Source organism: Vibrio sp. 10N.261.51.C6, from assembly GCF_041471785.1.
Lineage (GTDB): Bacteria > Pseudomonadota > Gammaproteobacteria > Enterobacterales > Vibrionaceae > Vibrio > Vibrio crassostreae_C.
The window spans coordinates 1-20493 of sequence record NZ_JBFRPB010000074.1; the positions used below are offsets into that span (position 1 = coordinate 1).

At 44.8% G+C, this 20493-nt stretch carries 17 protein-coding genes; 10 read left to right on the forward strand and 7 right to left on the reverse strand.

Features of this window, described 5'->3' with window-relative positions; genetic code table 11:
- Window positions 1–544 precede the first annotated feature (544 nt).
- A complete protein-coding gene (locus AB4375_RS19385; RefSeq protein ID WP_017070068.1) occupies window positions 545–1690 on the reverse strand; it encodes a Na/Pi symporter in 1146 nt (381 codons plus the stop codon).
- Between the two features lie 389 nt (window positions 1691–2079).
- On the opposite strand from AB4375_RS19385, the gene nhaR reads away from it, so the two are divergent.
- A complete protein-coding gene (gene nhaR / locus AB4375_RS19390; RefSeq protein ID WP_017070067.1) occupies window positions 2080–2970 on the forward strand; it encodes a transcriptional activator NhaR in 891 nt (296 codons plus the stop codon).
- A gap of 100 nt (window positions 2971–3070) precedes the next feature.
- Window positions 3071–3364, forward strand: coding sequence for a metalloregulator ArsR/SmtB family transcription factor (locus tag AB4375_RS19395; RefSeq protein ID WP_004735028.1), 294 nt, complete (start codon window positions 3071–3073; stop codon window positions 3362–3364).
- A gap of 277 nt (window positions 3365–3641) precedes the next feature.
- Here AB4375_RS19395 and rpsT read toward each other — a convergent pair whose 3' ends face one another.
- Window positions 3642–3902: a 30S ribosomal protein S20 gene (gene rpsT, locus AB4375_RS19400; protein ID WP_004739529.1), complete on the reverse strand. Its 261-nt coding sequence runs from the start codon at window positions 3900–3902 to the stop codon at window positions 3642–3644.
- A 251-nt stretch (window positions 3903–4153) separates the two neighbouring features.
- Between rpsT and murJ the strand changes: the two genes are divergently transcribed.
- The 6 genes from murJ to ispH all read left to right on the forward strand — a co-directional run bounded on the left by murJ (window position 4154) and on the right by ispH (window position 12014).
- Window positions 4154–5716 (forward strand): murein biosynthesis integral membrane protein MurJ, encoded by a 1563-nt coding sequence (gene murJ, locus AB4375_RS19405; RefSeq protein WP_032545655.1) that lies wholly within the window; start codon window positions 4154–4156, stop codon window positions 5714–5716.
- A gap of 70 nt (window positions 5717–5786) precedes the next feature.
- Entirely contained in the window at window positions 5787–6722 is a 936-nt protein-coding gene (gene ribF / locus AB4375_RS19410) for a bifunctional riboflavin kinase/FAD synthetase (RefSeq protein ID WP_017062867.1), read from the forward strand.
- Between the two features lie 63 nt (window positions 6723–6785).
- Complete coding sequence (ileS, locus tag AB4375_RS19415; RefSeq protein WP_017059344.1) at window positions 6786–9662, forward strand: isoleucine--tRNA ligase; 2877 nt, start codon at window positions 6786–6788, stop codon at window positions 9660–9662.
- Between the two features lie 157 nt (window positions 9663–9819).
- Window positions 9820–10320 carry a signal peptidase II gene (gene lspA / locus AB4375_RS19420; protein ID WP_004739521.1) on the forward strand — a complete coding sequence of 167 codons (501 nt, stop codon included), beginning with the start codon at window positions 9820–9822 and terminating at the stop codon, window positions 10318–10320.
- A gap of 149 nt (window positions 10321–10469) precedes the next feature.
- The gene (gene fkpB / locus AB4375_RS19425) at window positions 10470–10901 is read left to right on the forward strand and encodes an FKBP-type peptidyl-prolyl cis-trans isomerase (RefSeq protein ID WP_372052343.1); all 432 of its coding nucleotides are present in this window, start codon (window positions 10470–10472) and stop codon (window positions 10899–10901) included.
- Between the two features lie 156 nt (window positions 10902–11057).
- Window positions 11058–12014, forward strand: coding sequence for a 4-hydroxy-3-methylbut-2-enyl diphosphate reductase (gene ispH, locus AB4375_RS19430; protein ID WP_029235087.1), 957 nt, complete (start codon window positions 11058–11060; stop codon window positions 12012–12014).
- Between the two features lie 139 nt (window positions 12015–12153).
- Here ispH and btsR read toward each other — a convergent pair whose 3' ends face one another.
- The 3 genes from btsR to AB4375_RS19445 all read right to left on the reverse strand — a co-directional run bounded on the left by btsR (window position 12154) and on the right by AB4375_RS19445 (window position 16416).
- On the reverse strand, window positions 12154–12885 hold the full coding sequence (gene btsR, locus AB4375_RS19435) for a two-component system response regulator BtsR (protein WP_017070063.1): 732 nt from the start codon (window positions 12883–12885) through the stop codon (window positions 12154–12156).
- A gap of 105 nt (window positions 12886–12990) precedes the next feature.
- The gene (locus AB4375_RS19440; protein ID WP_372052344.1) at window positions 12991–14661 is read right to left on the reverse strand and encodes a LytS/YhcK type 5TM receptor domain-containing protein; all 1671 of its coding nucleotides are present in this window, start codon (window positions 14659–14661) and stop codon (window positions 12991–12993) included.
- A 264-nt stretch (window positions 14662–14925) separates the two neighbouring features.
- Entirely contained in the window at window positions 14926–16416 is a 1491-nt protein-coding gene (locus AB4375_RS19445; RefSeq protein ID WP_372052345.1) for a carbon starvation protein A, read from the reverse strand.
- A 354-nt stretch (window positions 16417–16770) separates the two neighbouring features.
- Between AB4375_RS19445 and AB4375_RS19450 the strand changes: the two genes are divergently transcribed.
- The gene (locus tag AB4375_RS19450; protein ID WP_017059350.1) at window positions 16771–17121 is read left to right on the forward strand and encodes a DUF2799 domain-containing protein; all 351 of its coding nucleotides are present in this window, start codon (window positions 16771–16773) and stop codon (window positions 17119–17121) included.
- Window positions 17122–17224: 103 nt separating this feature from the next.
- Here AB4375_RS19450 and murQ read toward each other — a convergent pair whose 3' ends face one another.
- Together murQ and AB4375_RS19460 are read right to left on the reverse strand one after the other, a co-directional pair.
- Complete coding sequence (gene murQ, locus AB4375_RS19455) at window positions 17225–18145, reverse strand: N-acetylmuramic acid 6-phosphate etherase (protein WP_050651903.1); 921 nt, start codon at window positions 18143–18145, stop codon at window positions 17225–17227.
- A gap of 45 nt (window positions 18146–18190) precedes the next feature.
- A complete protein-coding gene (locus AB4375_RS19460; protein WP_372052346.1) occupies window positions 18191–19306 on the reverse strand; it encodes an anhydro-N-acetylmuramic acid kinase in 1116 nt (371 codons plus the stop codon).
- A 121-nt stretch (window positions 19307–19427) separates the two neighbouring features.
- Between AB4375_RS19460 and nagZ the strand changes: the two genes are divergently transcribed.
- Entirely contained in the window at window positions 19428–20417 is a 990-nt protein-coding gene (gene nagZ / locus AB4375_RS19465) for a beta-N-acetylhexosaminidase (RefSeq protein WP_372052347.1), read from the forward strand.
- The last annotated feature ends 76 nt before the right edge of the window (window positions 20418–20493 follow it).

A 20493-nucleotide genomic window follows, 5' to 3' on the forward strand; every position in this document is an offset into this window, starting at 1 on the left:
CTTGTGATCAAGAGACAGGCCTCTGTGCAGCCTTTTTTGTATCTAAGTTACAGTGACGAGTAATCGAGATTCGAAGAGCAGAGAAATCATATGCTGTGTGATGCTTTATGTTACTCGTATACTCTCAACGCGCATTGGCTCTGTCTCTTCGATACTCGCTTACACGCATCTCGAATCTTTTTTCGATTCATCATTCCCTAGACTGACGAAGGAAGGAGTTGGGAGTCTCTTTCGTGGTGTGTTTGTGGGATTCCCTATCACGCTCGTTCCTCGCTGTAGGGAATGACGGAAATATATAGATGCGGGTAAACGAGATGCGGGATACGAAGAGCTAGAACGGACTTCTTTGGTGAGTAATGCTTACCTTACCGATTTACTCTTATATCGTATCAGTTTCAGCTCTTGTCACAAGCTTACTCATATCTCGAATTTGATTTTAGCTCTTCGTTACTCGTTTACCCGAATCCCGTATCTGCTCTTAAAAAGAAAAAGCCCGCAACCTAGGAGGTAGCGGGCTTTGCTATAAGCGATGTTTATTTTGCTATTAAGCGGTAAGAGCTAACACGCTACCAGGCAGTACAAGGAATACCGCAACAAGGTAACCAGCCACTACAGCTTTGTTCTTCACAGCCATGTCTGAAATCATGTCTGCCGCTTTAACTGGAAGTTCACGTAGGAACGGGATACCGAAGATGAATACCGTTGACATGATGTTGAACACCAAGTGTACTAGAGCAATTTGTAGTGCGAATACTGCGAACTCACCAGACACTGCTGTAGCTGCAAGTAGAGCCGTAATACATGTACCGATGTTTGCACCCAGAGTGAATGGGTAAACGTCACGTACTTTAAGAACACCTGAACCTACTAGTGGAACCATCAAGCTTGTTGTCGTAGAAGAAGACTGAACAAGGATAGTCACGATAGAGCCAGAAGCGATACCGTGGATTGGACCACGACCGATTGCGTTCTTTAGAATCTCACGAGCACGACCCACCATCAGGCTCTTCATTAGCTTACCCATTACCGTGATAGCTACGAAGATAGTCGCAATACCTAGAACGATAAGCATGATACCGCCAACAGTGTCGCCAAATGTCGATAGTGGCTCTTTAATCGCACTGACTACTGGTTTAGTGATTGGCTTGATGAAGTTAAGACCACCCATGCTCATATCACCTGTTGCTAGCATCGGAGATACCAACCAGTGAGAAATCTTCTCTAGAATACCAAACGCCATCTCTAGTGGTAGGAAGATAGCAACGGCTAATAGGTTAAAGAAGTCGTGAATCGTGGCACTTGCGAATGCACGTTTGAACTCATCTTTACAACGAACATGACCAAGACTAACTAGCGTATTGGTTACTGTAGTACCAATGTTCGCACCCATGATCATAGGGATTGCTAGCTCAACAGGTAAACCACCTGCCACAAGGCCAACGATAATTGAAGTAACTGTACTGGATGATTGAATAAGTGCTGTTGCCACTAAACCAATCATTAAGCCTGCAACTGGGTGTGAAGCAAATTCGAAAAGAACCTTTGCTTGCTCGCCTGTTGCCCATTTGAAGCCTGTACCAACCATTGAAACTGAAAGTAATAGTAGGTAAAGCATGAATGCCAAGTTAGCCCAGCGTAGCCAACGAGTTGTGCTCGAGATAGGCGCTGCTGCAGTAGTAGCTTGGTTCATAATGTTTTCTCCATTGGACCGTTTAAGTCTGTGTTTGGTCTGTTTGTTTAATCTGAGCGTGATGTTAGAGGGGAAATATTTCAGTAATATTACATTTTGGTTTAGGTGCGACTTTTTTGTGATGATTTACTCTTTAAATATTCCAATTGCTAATGTGGTTGTTTTAAGTTGTTGTTTTAAATTGTTTTTTAATGGAAATTCTATAGGTGATATAGATCTTAAAAGTTAGAAAAAAATTGAAAATAATCGATGAAATATTACATTATGAAATCAGACACTTCGAAAAAATAAGTGGTAAATCTATGTTTGGTTAGGTTTTTCCGAGTTTGTTGAGTGGCGGTGTCATATTTGATATAAAAGGGTATCTACTCTTTTATTACGGCACATCTATGTCGCATCTCAACTACAACCATCTGTATTACTTCTGGATGGTTTGCAAGCAAGGCTCTGTTACTAAAGCTGCAGAAGCCCTATTCCTAACACCACAAACGGTAACGGGGCAGATAAAAGCCTTAGAAGAACGCATGGATGGCAAGTTGACCAAGCGTAATGGCCGAAGTGTTGAGCCTACAGAGCTTGGGCAACTGGTCTTTAAATATGCCGATCGTATGTTTGGCCTGAGTTACGAGATGCTGGACATCGTGAATTACAGCCAGCACTCCAATATTCTGTTTGATGTTGGCGTCGCGGATGCGCTCTCTAAAAGACTCGTCAGTAAGATACTGATGTCGACCATCCCTCCAGATAACAGCATTCACTTGCGCTGTTTTGAATCGACCCATGAAATGCTACTTGAGCAACTCTCTCAACATAAGCTCGATATGATTTTGTCTGACTGTCCGGTGGACTCTAGTCAAAGCCCGGGCCTGTTCAGTAAAAAGCTGGGTGAAAGTGGAATGAGCTTTTTTAGTTCAGGTCAGGTTGAAGGGGTTAATTTCCCTGCTGTATTGGAGCAAAGAAAGCTTTTGATCCCTGGCAGCCGAACCTCAATGGGTCGTAAAGTGCTGCAATGGTTTGATAGACAAGGGCTTAAGCCAGATATTTTAGGTGAGTTTGATGATGCCGCATTGATGAAGGCTTTTGCTCGTTACCATCATGACGTAATATTTTTAGCACCGACGCTTTATATGTCTGAAGTGGAAGACGACACATCACTGCAACTATTAGGCGGTATTGAAGAGTTAAAAGAGGAGTACTACGTCATATTTGCTGAGAGGATGATCCAACATCCAGCAGTAAAAAACGTATGTGACGCAGATTTTAGCAAATTGTTCGAGTGAGATAGTTTGTTAATGAATTGATATCGATTATCATAACTCCGCAATATGCCGGAAATACTGATAGCCCGTAGTTGGCGTAAAGGTTGTAGGGAGCCAAACTATGAACTTAAAAGAGATGGAGAAGAACTCAGCACAAGCTGTGATTCTACTCAAAGCCATGGCTAACGAGCGTCGCTTACAGATTTTGTGCCTATTACATGGCACTGAACTGTCGGTTGGGGAGTTGTGTGGCAAGTTGGAACTGAGTCAGTCTGCTTTATCTCAACATCTTGCTTGGTTGAGAAGAGATGGTTTGGTCGAAACTCGCAAAGAAGCTCAAACTGTGTATTACACATTGAGTAGTGAAGAAGTAAAAGCGATGATTAACCTACTGCATGGTATTTACTGCAAGTAGCTTATTGCTGGTGGGAGGGGGATTTTTTATCAGCGATAGAATGACACAAGGAAGTGTTAGCATTTCACATTGAACGTTAGTGTTTACCTATCTATCTACGTACCAATTTGCTTCTCTATTTATTTTTCTGATTGTTTGTTTTATCTATCTGCTTAAATTGTTTATCGGTCAGAAAAACGGCTGTTAGCACGTAAAATAAAAGCGTTACTCAAAATTTAGATATAAAAAAACCGGCCTAGGCCGGTTTTTTTCGTTTTGCGTTGTAATCAAATTTCTATTAAAGAGCTTTGATTGCAGCAGCGAAACGAGACTTATGACGTGCAGCTTTATTCTTATGAATAAGGCCTTTAGTCGCCATACGGTCAAGAAGTGGTGTAACTTCTACAAGAGCAGCAGTTGCAGCTTCTTTATCACCAGCTGCGATAGCTGCGATAGTCTTTTTCATGTAAGTGCGCATCATAGAACGACGGCTAGCATTGTGCTGGCGACGTTTCTCAGCTTGGATAGCGCGCTTCTTAGCAGATTTACTGTTTGCCAAGGGTCTAACTCCCAAAAACTTAGTTCGGTGACAATTTAAGGGCGAGGACTATCCCTCATTAGCGCTTAATTGTCAAATGATTTGTGCAAAAACCAATCGTAGCCAAACAAACTTTGGTATGGAAAGGTCATCGCGGTTAAGATGGCGGGGATTCTAACAGCATTTTTAGACCAATGCTAATAAATATGCTTCTTAGGACAGGATAGTATTTATCCTCGCTTGAAAGTAATCAACCAGTGTCAGAGGTTTCTGTGAGTAAACGACTATTAAAGTCAGGCCTGATTGTCAGCGCAATGACTTTTGTTTCCCGTGTATTGGGGCTAGTACGTGATGTAGTAGTAGCAAATTTGATGGGGGCAGGAGCGAGTGCCGACGTATTTTTCTTCGCTAATAAAATTCCTAATTTCTTACGTCGACTTTTTGCAGAAGGTGCGTTTTCTCAAGCGTTTGTTCCTGTATTAACGGAATATCACGCCGCAGGTGATAAAGATAAGACACGAGATTTAATTGCTAAGGTGTCGGGGACGCTCGGGGTTTTAGTTTCTATTGTCACCGTCATCGGGGTATTGGGCTCTGGCGTGATCACCGCGATGTTTGGTGCGGGTTGGTTTATCGACTGGCTAAATGATGGCCCATCAGCACCCAAATTTGAGCTAGCGAGCTTTATGCTCAAGATTACCTTTCCTTATTTATGGTTTATCACCTTCGTCGCTTTATCTGGTGCCATTCTTAATACATTAGGTAAATTTGCGGTCTCTTCTTTTACTCCTGTGTTCTTGAACGTGATGATCATAGGCGCTGCATGGTTTATCTCACCTAATTTAGAACAACCAGAAATTGGTTTGGCTATTGGTGTGTTTCTTGGTGGCTTAGTCCAATTCCTTTTCCAAATGCCTTTCTTGATCAAAGCGGGTGTGTTGGTTAAGCCGAAGTGGGGATGGAGAGACCCGGGTGTGGTTAAGATCCGCACATTAATGATCCCTGCTCTGTTCGGTGTATCGGTCAGCCAAATCAACTTATTGTTTGATACCTTTATTGCCAGCTTCCTCGCAACAGGCTCTATCAGTTGGTTGTACTACTCAGACCGACTGCTTGAATTTCCTCTCGGTTTATTCGGTATCGCGATTGCGACTGTGATTCTTCCTGCTTTGTCTCGTAAACACGTAGATGCTCAAGGGGAAGGGTTTGCGCATACCATGGATTGGGGCGTGCGCATGGTGTTGCTGCTTGGTATTCCTGCGATGTTAGGTCTTATCGTTTTAGCTAAACCCATGTTGATGGTGCTATTTATGCGTGGTGAGTTCTCTCCACACGATGTACAGCAAGCATCGATGTCATTGGTAGCTTACGCATCAGGCTTGCTTAATTTCATGCTGATTAAAGTTTTAGCTCCGGGCTATTACTCTCGCCAAGATACCAAAACACCGGTTAAGTACGGCATTATCGCTATGGTGACCAATATGGTGTTTAACGCGATCTTTGCTTATTTTTATGGCTATGTGGGTTTGGCGATTGCGACGGCACTGTCTGCCTTTGTGAATATGGCCTTGTTATATCGAGGATTGCACCTTGCGGGTGTGTATCAATTAACTAAGACAACCTTGTTGTTCAGTGCCAAATTAATTATCTCAGGTGTGGTGATGGTAGCGGCTATTTTATGGCAGCTGGATAATATGCAACATTGGCTTGAATGGAGCTTTAGCCAGAGAGCGCTGACATTAACTGGCTTGATTGGACTTGGTGGCTTTGTTTATATTGTTTCGGTACTGATTTTAGGTATCCGAGTAAAACATTTAAAAGCAGCGACAGATTAATACTGATTAGTATATAATCCGTCGGTTTCACACAATAAATGATGCAAATAACAGGTTTTAGCTGATCATAATGGAACTGATCCGAGGTATACACAATATTAAAGCGCAGCATCATGGCTGTGTATTAACCATAGGTAACTTCGATGGTGTTCATTTAGGACATCAAGAGGTTTTGAGTCAGGTTTCTAAACAAGCTGCAGCATTAGGGCTACCTTCTGTTGTTATGACGTTTGAGCCGCAGCCTATGGAGCTGTTTGCCCGAGATAGAGCGCCAGCACGTTTAACTCGTTTACGAGACAAATACGTGCAACTGAGTAAGCTAGATATCAGTCGCTTATTGTGTGTTAATTTTAATCAGTATTTTGCAAGTTTATCCGCGGAAGCATTCATTAAGGATCTTTTGGTTGATAAGCTTGGTGTGAAGTTCTTGGTGGTTGGTGACGATTTTTGCTTTGGTAAAGGTCGTACCGGTAATTTCGCTATGCTCAAAGAGGCGGGCGAGAAGTACGGTTTTGAGGTGGTCAGCACCCAAAGCTATTGCTTAAACCAATTACGAGTAAGCAGTACTGAGATACGAAATGCATTAGCGGTCGATGACTTGGCTGCAAGTGCTACCATGTTAGGACGTGATTACAGTATTAGTGGTCGAGTGTCCCATGGTCGAAAACTAGGGAGAACTATCGGTTTCCCTACCGCTAATATTCCATTAAAGCGTTGTGTTTCTCCTGTATCGGGAGTGTATGTTGTTGAAGCTTTGGATATCGACGGTGTTCCTGTCGGTGGCGTTGCTAATATTGGACAACGACCAACAGTTAATGGGGTAAGGCAGCAATTGGAAGTGCATTTTTTTGACTTTAAAGCCAATTTATATGGTAAACAGTTAGAAGTACGACTTTTGCACAAACTGCGCGACGAGATAAAATTTGAATCGTTCGACGCACTAAAGAATCAAATAGAATTGGATGCTGAAGCCGCAAGGGTGTGGCTGCTTCAGCTAAAGAATTAATCGGATGATTCCACCGATTAACATAATGTCTAACTTCGCCCAATATAACGGAATTAAGAATCGATGAGTGATTATAAAGATACCCTGAACTTACCAGAAACAGGGTTCCCAATGCGCGGCAATCTGGCAAATCGTGAGCCAGAAATGCTGAAGCGTTGGTACAAAGAAGATCTTTACGGCGAAATCCGTAAGGCAAAGAAAGGTAAAAAATCTTTCGTACTGCATGATGGCCCTCCATACGCGAACGGCGATATTCACATTGGCCACGCGCTGAATAAGATTCTTAAAGACATTATTATCAAATCTAAGACCCTTTCTGGTTTTGATGCACCGTACATCCCTGGTTGGGACTGTCACGGTCTTCCAATCGAGCTAATGGTTGAGAAGAAGAAAGGTAAGCCTGGTCAGAAGATTTCGGCGGCTGAATTCCGCGAAGAGTGTCGAAAGTACGCTGCGGGTCAAGTTGAAGGTCAGAAAGAGAGCTTCAAACGTCTTGGCATCATGGGCGAGTGGGACAAACCTTATCGCACTATGGATTTTGGCACAGAAGCGAACATCATTCGTTCTCTTGGCAAAATCGCAGACAAAGGTCACCTTCTTAAAGGTTTCAAACCCGTTCACTGGTGTACTGATTGTGGTTCTGCTCTGGCTGAAGCTGAAGTTGAATACAAAGATAAAGTTTCTCCATCTATCGATGTGAAATTTACAGCAGCTGACGAAGCGGCGCTTCTAGAGAAATTTACTCTAGCTGAAGGTCATGCGGGTCAAGGCGAAATTTCTATCGTTATCTGGACAACAACACCATGGACTCTGCCTGCTAACCGCGCAGTATGTCTACGTGATGATCTTGAATACGTGCTTATCCAAGTTGAAGCGAATGGCGACCAGCCTGCTCAACGTATCGTTGTTGCTTCTGAACTAGCAAAAGACGTAATGGATCGTGCAGGTATCGAGCACTTCCACAACCTTGGTTTTGCTACAGGTGCTGATCTTGAGCTTTCTCAGTTCAACCACCCGTTCTACGACTTTACTGTTCCTGCAGTTCTTGGCGATCACGTAACAACAGATTCAGGTACTGGTGTGGTTCACACTGCGCCTGGTCACGGTCAAGAAGATTTCGTGGTTGGTAAAAAGTACAACCTAGAAATCGCTAACCCAGTTGGTTCTAACGGCGTTTACCTGCCAGATACAGAGCTATTTGCTGGTCAGCACGTATTCAAAGCGAACGACTCTGTTTTAGAAGTTCTAAAAGAGAAAGGTGCACTTCTGCATCACCACGCTTACGAGCACAGCTACCCACACTGTTGGAGACACAAAACTCCAATCATCTTCCGCGCAACACCACAATGGTTCATCTCTATGGATCAAGCTGGCCTACGTGCTAAAGCACTAGAGTCAATCAAGAGTGTTGAGTGGTTGCCTGAATGGGGTCAAAGCCGTATCGAAGGCATGGTTGAAGGTCGTCCTGAGTGGTGTATCTCTCGTCAACGTACTTGGGGTGTGCCAATTGCTTTGTTTGTTCATAAAGAAACAGCAGAACTTCACCCAGAAAGCCCAGCGCTTATTGAAAAAGTTGCGAAGCTAGTTGAAGAGAAAGGCATTCAAGCTTGGTGGGATGTAGACGCTGCTGAACTTATGGGCGCAGAAGACGCTGATAAGTACGAAAAAGTAATGGATACGTTAGACGTATGGTTCGACTCAGGTGTTACGCACTTCTCTGTTGTTGATTCTCGTGAAGAGTACAACTTCCCGAACGAAGAGCGCACTCACAGTGCTGATCTTTACCTTGAAGGTTCAGACCAACACCGTGGTTGGTTCCAGTCTTCTCTAATTTCATCTATCGCGATGAAAGACGAAGCACCGTACAAGCAAGTACTAACGCACGGTTTCGTAGTGGATGGTAACGGCCGTAAGATGTCTAAATCTATCGGTAACGTTGTTGCTCCTAAAGACGTAACCAACAAGCTAGGTGCAGATATCCTGCGTCTATGGGTTGCTTCTACAGACTACACGGGTGAAGTTGCGGTTTCTGATGAAATCCTGAAGCGTTCAGCGGATGCTTACCGTCGTATTCGTAACACGGCTCGTTTCTTCCTAGCGAACTTGAACGGTTTCAACCCTGAAACTGACCTAGTTCCTGCTGAAGAGATGGTTGCACTTGATCGCTGGGCTGTTGGCCGTGCTCAAGCTGCACAAGAAGAGATTGTTAAAGCATACGGCGAGTACAACACTCACGGTGTGACTCAACGTCTAATGCAGTTCTGTTCTATCGAAATGGGTTCTTTCTACCTAGACGTAATCAAAGACCGTCAGTACACAGCGAAGCAGGGCAGCCATGCTCAACGTAGCTGTCAAACGGCGCTTTACTACATCGTAGAAGCTCTAGTTCGTTGGATGGCACCTATCATGTCGTTCACTGCAGATGAAATTTGGAACGAAATGCCAAGCTCTTTACCAACTGGAGAGCAGCGCGACACGTTCGTATTCACAGGTGAGTGGTTCGAAGGTCTATTTGGTCTTGCAGAAGGCGAAGAGCTAAGCAACGAATTCTGGACTGAAATCCAGTCTGTTCGTGGCGCAGTGAACAAGCTTCTTGAAGATGCTCGTAAAGAGAAAACGATCGGTGGTGCACTGCAAGCTGAAGTTACTCTATACGCTGACGATGCACTAGCGGCTAAAATCAACAAGCTAGAAGATGAGCTACGTTTCGTACTTATCACCTCTGCAGCTGTTGTTAAGCCACTGAGCGAGAAGTCTGATGCAGCGCAAGCGACAGACGTTGCTGGTCTATTCGTTGAAGTTGCGGCTACTGAAGCTGAGAAGTGTGACCGTTGCTGGCACCACACTCCAGATGTAGGCACTATCGAAGGTCACGAGAAAGTTTGTGGTCGTTGTGTGTCGAACATCGACGGTGAAGGCGAAGTGCGTAAGTTCGCATAACGACTCAGAGAAAGACTGAACTTTTTGTAAAAATCATAGCCCCAGTATCAACTGGGGTTATTTTTAGTTATAGGAAATGTGTTTAACCAAGTTGGTAATCAAGGTCACGTAAGGTGACTAACAATGAATACCAACTTCGTAAATACTAGGAATAGAAATGAGTGAAGTTTCGTTAAAACAATCCGGTGTACGTTGGTTATGGCTGGCTCTATTGGTCTTCTTGGCTGATATCGGCATTAAACTCTTTGTCATGGACAATATGGGTTATGGTTGGGCAAACCGTATTGAGGTGCTGCCATTCTTTAACTTTTTGTACGTGCATAACTACGGTGCAGCGTTTAGCTTCTTGAGTGATCAAAGTGGTTGGCAGCGTTGGTTATTTACGGGTATCGCATTTGCGGTAACAGGTATGCTGACGTACTGGATGAGCAAACTACCAGCAACAGAGAAGTGGAATAACATTGCTTATGCGATCATCATTGGTGGTGCAGTAGGTAATGTGTTTGACCGAGTCGTACATGGCTTTGTTGTCGATTACTTAGACTTCTACTGGGGCACTTACCACTGGCCTGCATTTAACTTAGCGGATATGGGAATCTGTATCGGTGCTGCGATGATCATCTTAGATGGTTTCCGTAAGAAAGACGAAAGCAAATAGCTTGCTTCAAAGTCAGTCTATGACTCACAGAATAGAATAGCCCTAAGCGCTGTCGGTTGATTCCGGTGGCGCTTTTTTTTATGCTTCAGTCAACAAGGAAGCAAAGCAAAATGCATCCTCAAATAATAAAGAAGTCTAAGGAAAGTAACGTGGCAGCAATTAAAAATGATTCAGCAGTAACCCTACATTTTACGATTAAGATGAAGGATGGTTCAGTTGCCGATAGCACCGAAAATATGGGCAAACCGGCGAAGTTCGTGATGGGAGATGGTAGCCTAAGCGAGAACTTTGAAGCGTGCTTACTTGGGCTTGAAGCCGGTACTGAAAAGTCTATCGACCTGAAAGCGGAAGATGCATTTGGTATGCCGAATCCAGATCATATCCATCACATGGACCGTGCTAAATTTGTTGGCGACTCTGAGGTTGAAGTGGGCACTATCATGGCATTTTCTGGTCCAGACGGCATGGAAATCCCAGGTATTATCACTGAGATCGCTGGCGATTCAGTGACGGTTGATTTTAATCACCCACTCGCTGGTCAAGACGTTAGCTTTGACGTCAATATCTTAACGGTAGAATAACTCTCTTAACGTTAGAATAGCTGTCTTCACGCTAGAATAAGATAGCCTTACAGCTGTGATCTCACCCAGAGCTTCACTGTCTAGACGCTTCACTGTAGAATGCGAACCTCGCTGACGGCGAACTCTATAGAAGCAACCTTAGTACCGCGGTAAATGATGAGCAATGAAATGAAAATAATGTTAGCTAACCCTCGTGGCTTTTGTGCCGGTGTCGATCGTGCGATCAGCATCGTAGAGCGTGCACTCGAAATGTATCAGCCACCGATCTATGTTCGCCATGAAGTGGTACACAACCGCTTTGTTGTTGAGGGGCTCAAGCAGCGTGGTGCTATTTTTGTCGAAGAACTGAGTGAGGTGCCAGACGACAACATCGTGATCTTTTCGGCTCACGGTGTTTCTCAAGCGGTTCGTAAAGAAGCGAAAGAGCGTGAGTTAACGGTATTTGATGCGACGTGTCCTTTAGTGACTAAAGTTCATATGGAGGTTGCTCGTGCGAGCCGCAAACATATGGAAGTGGTACTGATTGGCCACGCAGGTCATCCTGAAGTGGAAGGCACTATGGGTCAGTACGCGAGCCAAACGGGTGGTATGTACTTGGTTGAAAGACCAGAGGACGTACAGAACCTCGTGGTGAATGATCCAAGTAACCTGCACTATGTTAGCCAAACTACGCTATCAGTAGATGAAACTGCAGATGTGATTGAAGAGCTACGTCGAGTGTTCCCTGAGATTCAAGGCCCACGTAAAGACGACATCTGTTACGCGACTCAAAACCGTCAAGACGCTGTGCGTGAGATGGCTAATGACGTTGATGTGGTGATAGTGGTTGGTTCTAAGAACTCATCGAATTCAACTCGTCTAAAAGAGCTAGCTGAGAAACTAGGCACACCAGGCTACCTAACTGACTGTCCTGAAGACATTCAAACCGAGTGGGTTGAAGGGAAAAAGAAAATCGGTGTAACAGCCGGTGCTTCTGCTCCTGAAGAGCTGGTAAACCAAATTCTAGATCGTATTCGTGAGCTAGGTGCGACTGACGTTGAAGAGATTCAAGGTCGTGAAGAGAACATGTTCTTTGAAGTACCAAAAGAGCTACAGATTAAGCAAGTCGACTAATCTCTATTGATTGGTGACAAGATCGATGCGTAATACTATCGATTTGCAAACACTATTGATTTGTAAACAGCAGGAAGCCAACGTTGATACGTTGGCTTTTTTGATCGTGCTTTGGAACAAGGCGCCTAATTCTAACGCGTTACTGGAGACCGAGTTGCTCTTTTAAAGTCTTTAAATAACGACGACTCACCGGGACTTCAAAGCCAGTCAGGGTAATGATCTCTGCTAATCCATTTTCTAGCAGTTTGATCTCTTGGATCGATTTTATGTTGATCAAATACTGTCGATGACAGCGGATCAAATCGGTCTTTTCTTCCAAGATCTTTAGTGTTAACTGTGAGGTTGCGGTTTGCGATGAGCTACGAACATGCACACCACTGATATCGGAATAGGCGCACTCTACCGTTTGGCTTGCCATGATCACAATGCGGTTATGACCAATACATGGGATTTGCTCTAAGTGACAGGGAGCAATCGCTGAGATGTTCTGTTCTGGTGCTTTCTGATTTTGTTTGATGACCTTATTCAGGCGACAAACGCTCTTGTTTAATCGACAAGGCTCGACTGGCTTAAGTAGGTAATCAAAAGCGTTATCTTCAAAGGCTTGAATCGCATATTGGTCGTAGGCGGTGACGAATACCACGTAGGGCATGGTATCTGGGTCAAGCATGCTTAACAGCTCAATCCCAGTAACCTGCGGCATTTGGATATCCAAATACACGACATCAGGCTTGAGTAGGTTGATCTGTTTCAGTCCTTCGATCGCGTTACTCGCTTGGCCTATGATTTCCACTTCTCCGGTTTCGGTCAGCAGCTCAATCAGTTCTTCGCGAGCAAAAAGCTCATCATCGATAACTAGTGCCTTTAACATCCTACAATCTTCATCTTGGTTCTATCCCTGCTTGGTTCACGCTTATCTTTTAAATGTCTGCTTCTAAATGTTTCAACTCGGAGCGATCCGTCTCCGAAAATACCATTATTTGAGTATAGGTATGATAAAGCTCATTCGAGTAAATTGCTGTGGTTGAGATTCTATTTTTAGTGCTGAATCTTGTCCAAAGAAATTAGTGAGTCGTTTATCAACAATTTCCATCCCTAATCCTACATGATCTTGAGATGGCTTCTGATAATTACCTGCATTGTCTTCAACGGTTAACTTGAACCCACCCTCGAAAGCCTCGCTAGAGATCTTTACTTTACCGCCTTCCAACATATTAGATATCCCATGTTTAATGGCATTTTCAACCAGAGGTTGCAGGGTAAAGCTTGGCAATTGTGATTCAAACAGTTGTGGGTCTATATCCCATTCAATTTCTAAGCGGTCAGTAAAGCGCGCCTTTTCGATCGTCAGGTACGCATTAACGTGCGCGAGCTCGTCTTTAAGCTTAACGGTATTAATATTCTGTTTAAGGTTGCTTCTGAAGAAGTGAGACAGGTGCTGAATGAGCTCACGTGCTTTATCTGGATCACGACGTGTTACTGCGCTGATAGTATTAAGCGCATTGAACAAGAAGTGCGGGTTCACTTGAGCGTGCAGCAGTTTGATTTCTGCTTGTGTCAGTAGCGTTTGCTGCTGCTGGTAGTTGCTAAATAGGATCTGGCTCGACAGTAGTTGAGCGATACCTTCACCCATCGACATATTGATAGTTGAGAATAGTTTCAGCTTTGGCTCATAGAGCTTGATGGTGCCGACCACTTCGTTACCCGCGCGCAATGGAATAATCAACGCAGAACCCAATTTACAATCCTGCGACAAGGAGCATTGGTATGGGTTCTCTTTGCCATCAAGGTAGATGATGTCGTTCTGTTCCATCGAAGTGAGCGTGCTTTGCGATGAAATCGGGGTGTTCGGAATATGGTGTTCATCACCAATACCAACGAACGCGAGGATTTTCTCTCGGTCGGTAATCGCTACCGCTCCTACGTTGGTCTCTTCATAAACGATACGTACGATTTTTTGTGCGTTATCGGAATTGAACCCACCATGCAAAATACCCACCGAACGTTCGGCAATGGTCAGTGCGCGGCGTGAGAAGGTAGCCGAGTATTTCTCGAAGATGGTCTTTCTGTCTTGGATGATGCTCATGAACAGTGCTGCACCCACAGAGTTGGCAATGATCATTGGCGCGGCAATATCGGAAACAAGCGCGTAGGACTGCTCAAATGGTTTGGCGACTGCGAGCAGAATCAACATTTGAATAATTTCTGCAAATAGGGTGACAGAGAACACTACCAGCGGATTAAACAGCTGACTGGCTTTGTTCTTTCTGACTAAGTACACATGCAGCAGGCCACCAATCAAGCCTTCTGCTGTCGTTGAGATAGCACAAGCTAAGTCCGTAAATCCACCCAATGAATAGCGATGAATCCCGCCAGTAAAGCCGACCGCAAAGCCAACGACAGGGCCGCCAAACAGACCTCCCATTACCGCGCCCATCGCTCGCGTGTTGGCGATGGCATCATTGATTTGCAGTCCGAAATAGGTGCCCATAATACAGAATAGGGAGAACAGAACGTAGCAGCTGATCTTATGGCCTAAGCGTGAAGAGATGCTCAACAAAGGGAGAATCAGTGGGGTTTTACTCAGCATGTAAGCAATCACTAAGTAGACGCAGGTTTGTTGCAGCAGAGAGAGAATGAGTTCCATATTTTCACCTATTGAGACGCTTGTTAAGTGTAAAGCTCATTGCTTGGTAACGGTAGCTTTGCTTGTGTTTTAGTAGCCTATATTCGCTTCCCAGAGTCGAAAGCACTAACGCCTACAAACAATAAAGCCCATCACAGTGGACGGGCTTTAGTCTTAGGTTCCACGAATCACTGAGTGATTACGGGAGCAAGCGAAGTTGTGTTTGGCTGTTCTTTTATCTCTTTCTATGAAGATTGGTCTCTTGTTCCCAAGAGCCTTAAAGAACTAGGCTGTTTTGGTGACGCCTTTTGCTTCTTTCTCTTCTTCATCAGCTAGGTCGATATCGCCTTTGCCTTTTGAAATTTTAATAACGTAAGCCGCAACACCTAGCGCACTCACCACACCAATGATGGTTGAGATTTGCATTGGTAGACCGAAGCCCAGTTGGCTGTTGTTCAGGATGAATGTGATACACACAGACGTCATGAAGATAGCTGGAACAGTTGTTACCCAGTGCAGTTTGTTGTGGCGAAGTAGGTAAGCTGAAGCTGTCCACAGCATCATTACGGCTGTTGATTGGTTAGCAAAACCGAAGTAGCGCCAGATGATACCGAAATCAACTTGAGTCAGGATGCCACCGATAACGAACAGTGGTAACGCCATTAGTAGACGGTTACGCAGTGTTTTCTGTTCCATGTTGAAGTATTCAGCAAGGATAAGACGGCTTGAACGGAACGCTGTGTCACCAGAAGTGATTGGTAGGATAACCACGCCAAGGAAAGCAAGGATACCGCCAAATACACCCAGTAGACCAAATGAAGCGCTGTATACCACGTTACCTGGGCCGCCGTTTGCAATTGCGTCAGACAGAGACTCAACCGAACCGAAGAAAGACAGAGCAAGTGCACACCAGATTAGAGCGATGATGCCTTCACCAATCATTGCGCCGTAGAATACGAAGCGACCGTTCTTCTCGTTTTCCATACAACGCGCCATCAGAGGAGACTGAGTGGCGTGGAAGCCAGAGATAGCACCACATGCGATAGTGATGAAGAGAGCAGGCCAAAGTGGTAGGTCATTCGGGTTCATGTTGGTGAACATGTCGCTGATCTCAAAGCCCCCCATGATTTGGTGTTCGTCAGATAGACCAATCGCAGTGATTAGGCCAACAGACATAAAGATAAGCAGTGCACCGAACAGTGGGTAGAAGCGACCAATGATTTTATCGACAGGGACAATCGTTGCGATGATGTAGTAAGCAAAGATGATAACAACCATCGTAGTTACAGACATCGCGAAATCAGTTTGGTCGTTCACTAGGTTAGTGATCATACCTGCTGGAGCAGATACGAATACCACACCAACAAGAAGCAGTAAAACAATGGCAAAGATGTTCATAAAGTGTTTTGCGCCATTGCCTAGGTAACGTCCAGTGATGGTTGGAACCGAAGCTCCGCCATTACGGATAGATAACATACCTGAGAAGTAGTCGTGTACTGCACCTGCGAAGATACAACCTAGAACGATCCAAAGCATTGCTGCTGGACCATAAAGGGCACCCATGATAGGGCCGAAGATTGGACCTACACCTGCGATGTTAAGCAGCTGAACTAGGTAAACCTTTGGTGTCGACATTGGAACGTAGTCCACGCCATCTTGCTTAGTGTGAGCAGGTGTTTGGCGTTTTTCATTGATACCGAAAATCTTCTCGATAAAGGTACCGTAAATAAAGTAGCCACCAATGAGTGCTGCGACACAGGTAAGAAACCACATCATAATTTGTTATCCCTGAATGTATTAATTAAGTCAGGGTGTATATTAAAGGAGTCGCTGAGAAGAAACTTCCGCTACGAGAGTGAGTGGTCGAATAGCCAATTTAGCGGTGTTATAACTGATTTAGTGGTTTGTTCACTGTGCTGAGTGGCCGATATTTCTATCGAGAGGCCTATTAGCTCTATAGAGAGGTTGTTTGAGTTGGCTTAACGGCGACTATTGATTCTGAGTGGTCGGAATGAACCTAAAGTGGCGAACATTAGACAATAAGTGGACATCGATAGGCGTTCAGCGGAGAATCACCACAAAGGCAGCGCTTCGTCAGAAAGTGGTGAAGTAACAATATAAAGGATTGAAATGAAAAAAATAATCGTACTATTCGCCGTGGCATTTAGCCTTGCAGGATGCAGCGCCAATGTTCAAGATTTAGCCGCTGAGGGCAATTGGCAAGAGATTGGCTATCGTGATGGTATCAAAGGCCACACTCAGCGTTCGTATTCAGAGATGACTGAGCTTGGCGCAGTCGATCAAGCGAGTTACACAGAAGGTTATCACCTAGGTGTGACTGAATATTGTAATCCGAACCATGCTTATCAGATTGGTTTATCTGGTCAGGTGTATGAAGGCGTGTGTTCTGGTACGGAAGACGCTCAACGTTTCCGTATGGAATGGCAACGCGGCTGGGACGAGTTCTCAAACGACTACTAAGCCCAAGCTAGCGATGAAAAATTAAAACTAAAAAAGACCAGTACCGCGTGTGTACTGGTCTTTTTGTCGGTAGCCGGAGTAACACTCAACAGCAGAGTCTAGGTTACTGGTTATTCTCTACAGCTTTTCTTAAAAAGCCGTTTTGCTTATCAAGCTGAGCCTTGGCTAACTCTAAATCTAGCCCTGTTAGAATCATCAAAATAGATAACTTCACATCGTAATCAGTCGCTTTAAGTGTCGACACCGCCAGTGCTTTATCGCACTCCGTTGCTTGGATAACGATACGAGCGGCGCGGGCAACCAACTTTTCATTGGTCGCTTTTACGTCGACCATAAGGTTTTGGTAGCTCTTACCAATGCGAATCATGCTGGCAGTGGTCAGCATATTAAGCACCAGCTTTTGTGCTGTACCTGATTTGAGTCGTGTTGAACCAGTCAATGCTTCTGGGCCAACCACCGGGCTAATTGCGATTTGAGCGATTTCAGCAATTGGAGAGTCAGGGTTACAAGATAATGCAACCGTTACTGCGCCAAGCTGATTGGCATAGTTGAGTGCACCAATCACGTAAGGTGTGCGACCGCTCGCAGCAATACCTACCACGACATCATTTTCTGAAAACTGAATCGCTTTCAGATCTTCAATGCCGAGAGTTAGCGAGTCTTCTGCACCTTCTTTGGCTTTTAAAATCGCCTCTGGTCCGCCTGCAATTAAGCCGATAACCATTTTGTCCGAAACACCGAAAGTCGGTGGGCATTCTGAGGCGTCTAACACACCTAATCGACCACTGGTGCCTGCGCCCATATAAATCAGTCGACCACCGTTTTGAAAGGCATGAGCAATTTTATCGACCGCTTTCGCGATCTGTGGCAGTTCCGCTTCAATCGCCAGTGGGACTTGTTTGTCTTGTTGGTTAATCTTTTCAACCACTTCGAGAGAGGTGAGCAGATCAATATCCATAGTGTCAGGGTTTCTCCCCTCCGAAACGAGGTGCGAGAGCGCTGATATGAGAGCGTCGTTACTCATAATGATCCTTAAATGGTGATTCTAAAATTATGGTTCTAAAGTTGTTTAGTCAGCTCGATAGAGAACGCCTAGAGAGGCCGCTCTGCTTGCGCCAGTCACTTCTGGTAAATTGCTTGGCAGTTTATGAACATGACGCTGAGCAAGCCACGCAAAGGCCATTGCTTCCATGTAATCGGCATCCACGCCTTTACTGGTGGTTGAGTCAACCTCCCAACTTGGAAGCAGTTCAGACAGTCTCTTCATCAACAATGGGTTTCTTGTACCACCGCCACACACATACAGTGCAGGCTGGTTACCCAAGCGATAAGTCTCCACTTCATTGGCTATCGTCAATGCGGTGTATTCACAAAGCGTGCGCTGAACATCTTCTGCTGCAAGATCTTTAAATTCTGTTAATTGTTGCTCTAGCCACGGTAGATTAAACAGTTCTCTACCAGTACTTTTCGGTGGTATTTGAGATAGATAAGATTCATTTAACAACTGTTCGAGAAAGGCTTGATTGAGTTGACCTTTAAGCGCAAATTGCGCATCACGGTCAAACTTCTCACCCGTGTGTTTATCAACCCAAGCGTCCATCAACATATTGCCCGGGCCTGTATCATAACCAAGCGTTGGCTGATTAGGGCGCAGCACTGAAATATTCGAGATACCACCAATATTCAACACCACAACCGAGCTGTCTTGCGGCTGGAAAATCGTATGGTGGAAGGCGGGGACTAATGGCGCACCTTGTCCGCCTAATGCCATGTCTTTACGTCGAAAATCGGCAACCGTTTGAATCTGTGTTTTAGCGGCAATGATGTTGGCATCACCCAACTGCATGGTAAATGGCGAATCGCCTGTTGGCTGGTGGAACACTGTTTGACCATGATTACCTATCGCAGTTACAGAAGGTGCTGGTGTGCCTGACTTTTCGAGAAGTTGCAGAACCGCATCAGCAAATAGATGGCCAAGCTGGTGGTCGAGTTCGCCAATGGCAATCAAATCGGTTTTCTGACCAATACAAACTTCAAGCAGACGCGCTTTGAGGTCGTCAGGCATTGGGAACTCATCATGAGCAAGCAATGTGATGCGCGTATCTTCAATCGACACTAAGGCCGTATCAACACCGTCCATACTCGTCCCTGACATCACACCGATATACAGTTCTTTATGATCCATTCCTAAGCTCTTGCACTGCATTCTTAAAGTCTTCCACAGATTGGTTTAAAAACATTGTAAAGCAAATTTAAAGAGAATAACCTCGGGAAGTTTATGAAATTAGGTTTAATAAGGGATAAATATGGGACCGTTGTGGGTTGATGTTGCAGGCTACGAACTGACTGCGGAAGACAAAGAAATTTTAGAGCACCCAACTGTTGGTGGTCTCATCTTATTTGCTCGAAACTACCACGATAGCAAACAGTTATCGGCGTTAAACAAAGAAATTCGCAAGGTAGCGAAACGTCCTATTTTGATTGGTGTCGATCAAGAAGGTGGCCGAGTTCAGCGCTTCCGCGATGGCTTTTCAATTATCCCAGCTGCTCAAGAATTCGCGACTAAGAATAATGGCGAACAGTTAGCAGAACAAGCGGGTTGGTTGATGGCGGCAGAATTGATTGCCCATGATATCGATCTGAGCTTTGCGCCAGTATTAGACAAAGGCCACGAGTGTAAAGCGATTGGTAGCCGAGCGTTTGGTGAAGATATTGATACCATTGTTCGTCATAGCAGCGCTTTCATCAAAGGCATGAAGTCGGTTGGCATGGCGACGACAGGCAAGCACTTCCCTGGACATGGTGGCGTGATTGCTGACTCACACTTAGAGACGCCATATGACCCTAGAGACGACATCTTTGAAACAGACATGGCAATCTTCAAGGCGCAAATTGAAGCTGGAATATTGGATGCCATGATGCCAGCTCACGTGGTTTTCTCTCACTATGATGATCAACCTGCGAGCGGTTCACAGTATTGGCTGCAGAAAGTATTGAAGCAGCAGCTTGGGTTTAAAGGCTTGGTGTTCTCTGATGATTTAACGATGGAAGGCGCTGCCATAATGGGTGGACCAGCCGACAGAGCGAAAGCGGCCTTGAATGCAGGTTGTGACATGGTGTTGATGTGTAATAAACGAGATGCACAAATTGAAGCTCTGGATAACTTAGCGATTCAAGAGGTGCCTTTAGCCAACTCATTGCTTAAAAAACACAGCTTTGATTTGTCGACACTTCACTCGGATGCTAGGTGGAAAGGGACCTCAGAGACGATTAAGCGAATGCTAGGCAGTGAGTGATAAATAAACACATAATAATTTTAGATAAGGCGATATGATAAATATCGCCTTTTTTGTATGGTGCGCCGAGCATGGC

What these genes read in the sequence shown, in the direction of transcription:
- AB4375_RS19385 (WP_017070068.1), bottom strand. Translation starts at nt 1,690, where the DNA reads ATGAACCAAGCTACTACTGCAGCAGCGCCTATCTCGAGCACAACTCGT.
- ileS (WP_017059344.1), top strand. Translation starts at nt 6,786, where the DNA reads ATGAGTGATTATAAAGATACCCTGAACTTACCAGAAACAGGGTTCCCA.
- lspA (WP_004739521.1), top strand. Translation starts at nt 9,820, where the DNA reads ATGAGTGAAGTTTCGTTAAAACAATCCGGTGTACGTTGGTTATGGCTG.
- ribF (WP_017062867.1), top strand. Translation starts at nt 5,787, where the DNA reads ATGGAACTGATCCGAGGTATACACAATATTAAAGCGCAGCATCATGGC.
- AB4375_RS19460 (WP_372052346.1), bottom strand. Translation starts at nt 19,306, where the DNA reads ATGGATCATAAAGAACTGTATATCGGTGTGATGTCAGGGACGAGTATG.
- AB4375_RS19395 (WP_004735028.1), top strand. Translation starts at nt 3,071, where the DNA reads ATGAACTTAAAAGAGATGGAGAAGAACTCAGCACAAGCTGTGATTCTA.
- ispH (WP_029235087.1), top strand. Translation starts at nt 11,058, where the DNA reads ATGAGCAATGAAATGAAAATAATGTTAGCTAACCCTCGTGGCTTTTGT.
- nhaR (WP_017070067.1), top strand. Translation starts at nt 2,080, where the DNA reads ATGTCGCATCTCAACTACAACCATCTGTATTACTTCTGGATGGTTTGC.
- AB4375_RS19445 (WP_372052345.1), bottom strand. Translation starts at nt 16,416, where the DNA reads ATGATGTGGTTTCTTACCTGTGTCGCAGCACTCATTGGTGGCTACTTT.
- AB4375_RS19440 (WP_372052344.1), bottom strand. Translation starts at nt 14,661, where the DNA reads ATGGAACTCATTCTCTCTCTGCTGCAACAAACCTGCGTCTACTTAGTG.
- btsR (WP_017070063.1), bottom strand. Translation starts at nt 12,885, where the DNA reads ATGTTAAAGGCACTAGTTATCGATGATGAGCTTTTTGCTCGCGAAGAA.
- AB4375_RS19450 (WP_017059350.1), top strand. Translation starts at nt 16,771, where the DNA reads ATGAAAAAAATAATCGTACTATTCGCCGTGGCATTTAGCCTTGCAGGA.
- murQ (WP_050651903.1), bottom strand. Translation starts at nt 18,145, where the DNA reads ATGAGTAACGACGCTCTCATATCAGCGCTCTCGCACCTCGTTTCGGAG.
- nagZ (WP_372052347.1), top strand. Translation starts at nt 19,428, where the DNA reads ATGGGACCGTTGTGGGTTGATGTTGCAGGCTACGAACTGACTGCGGAA.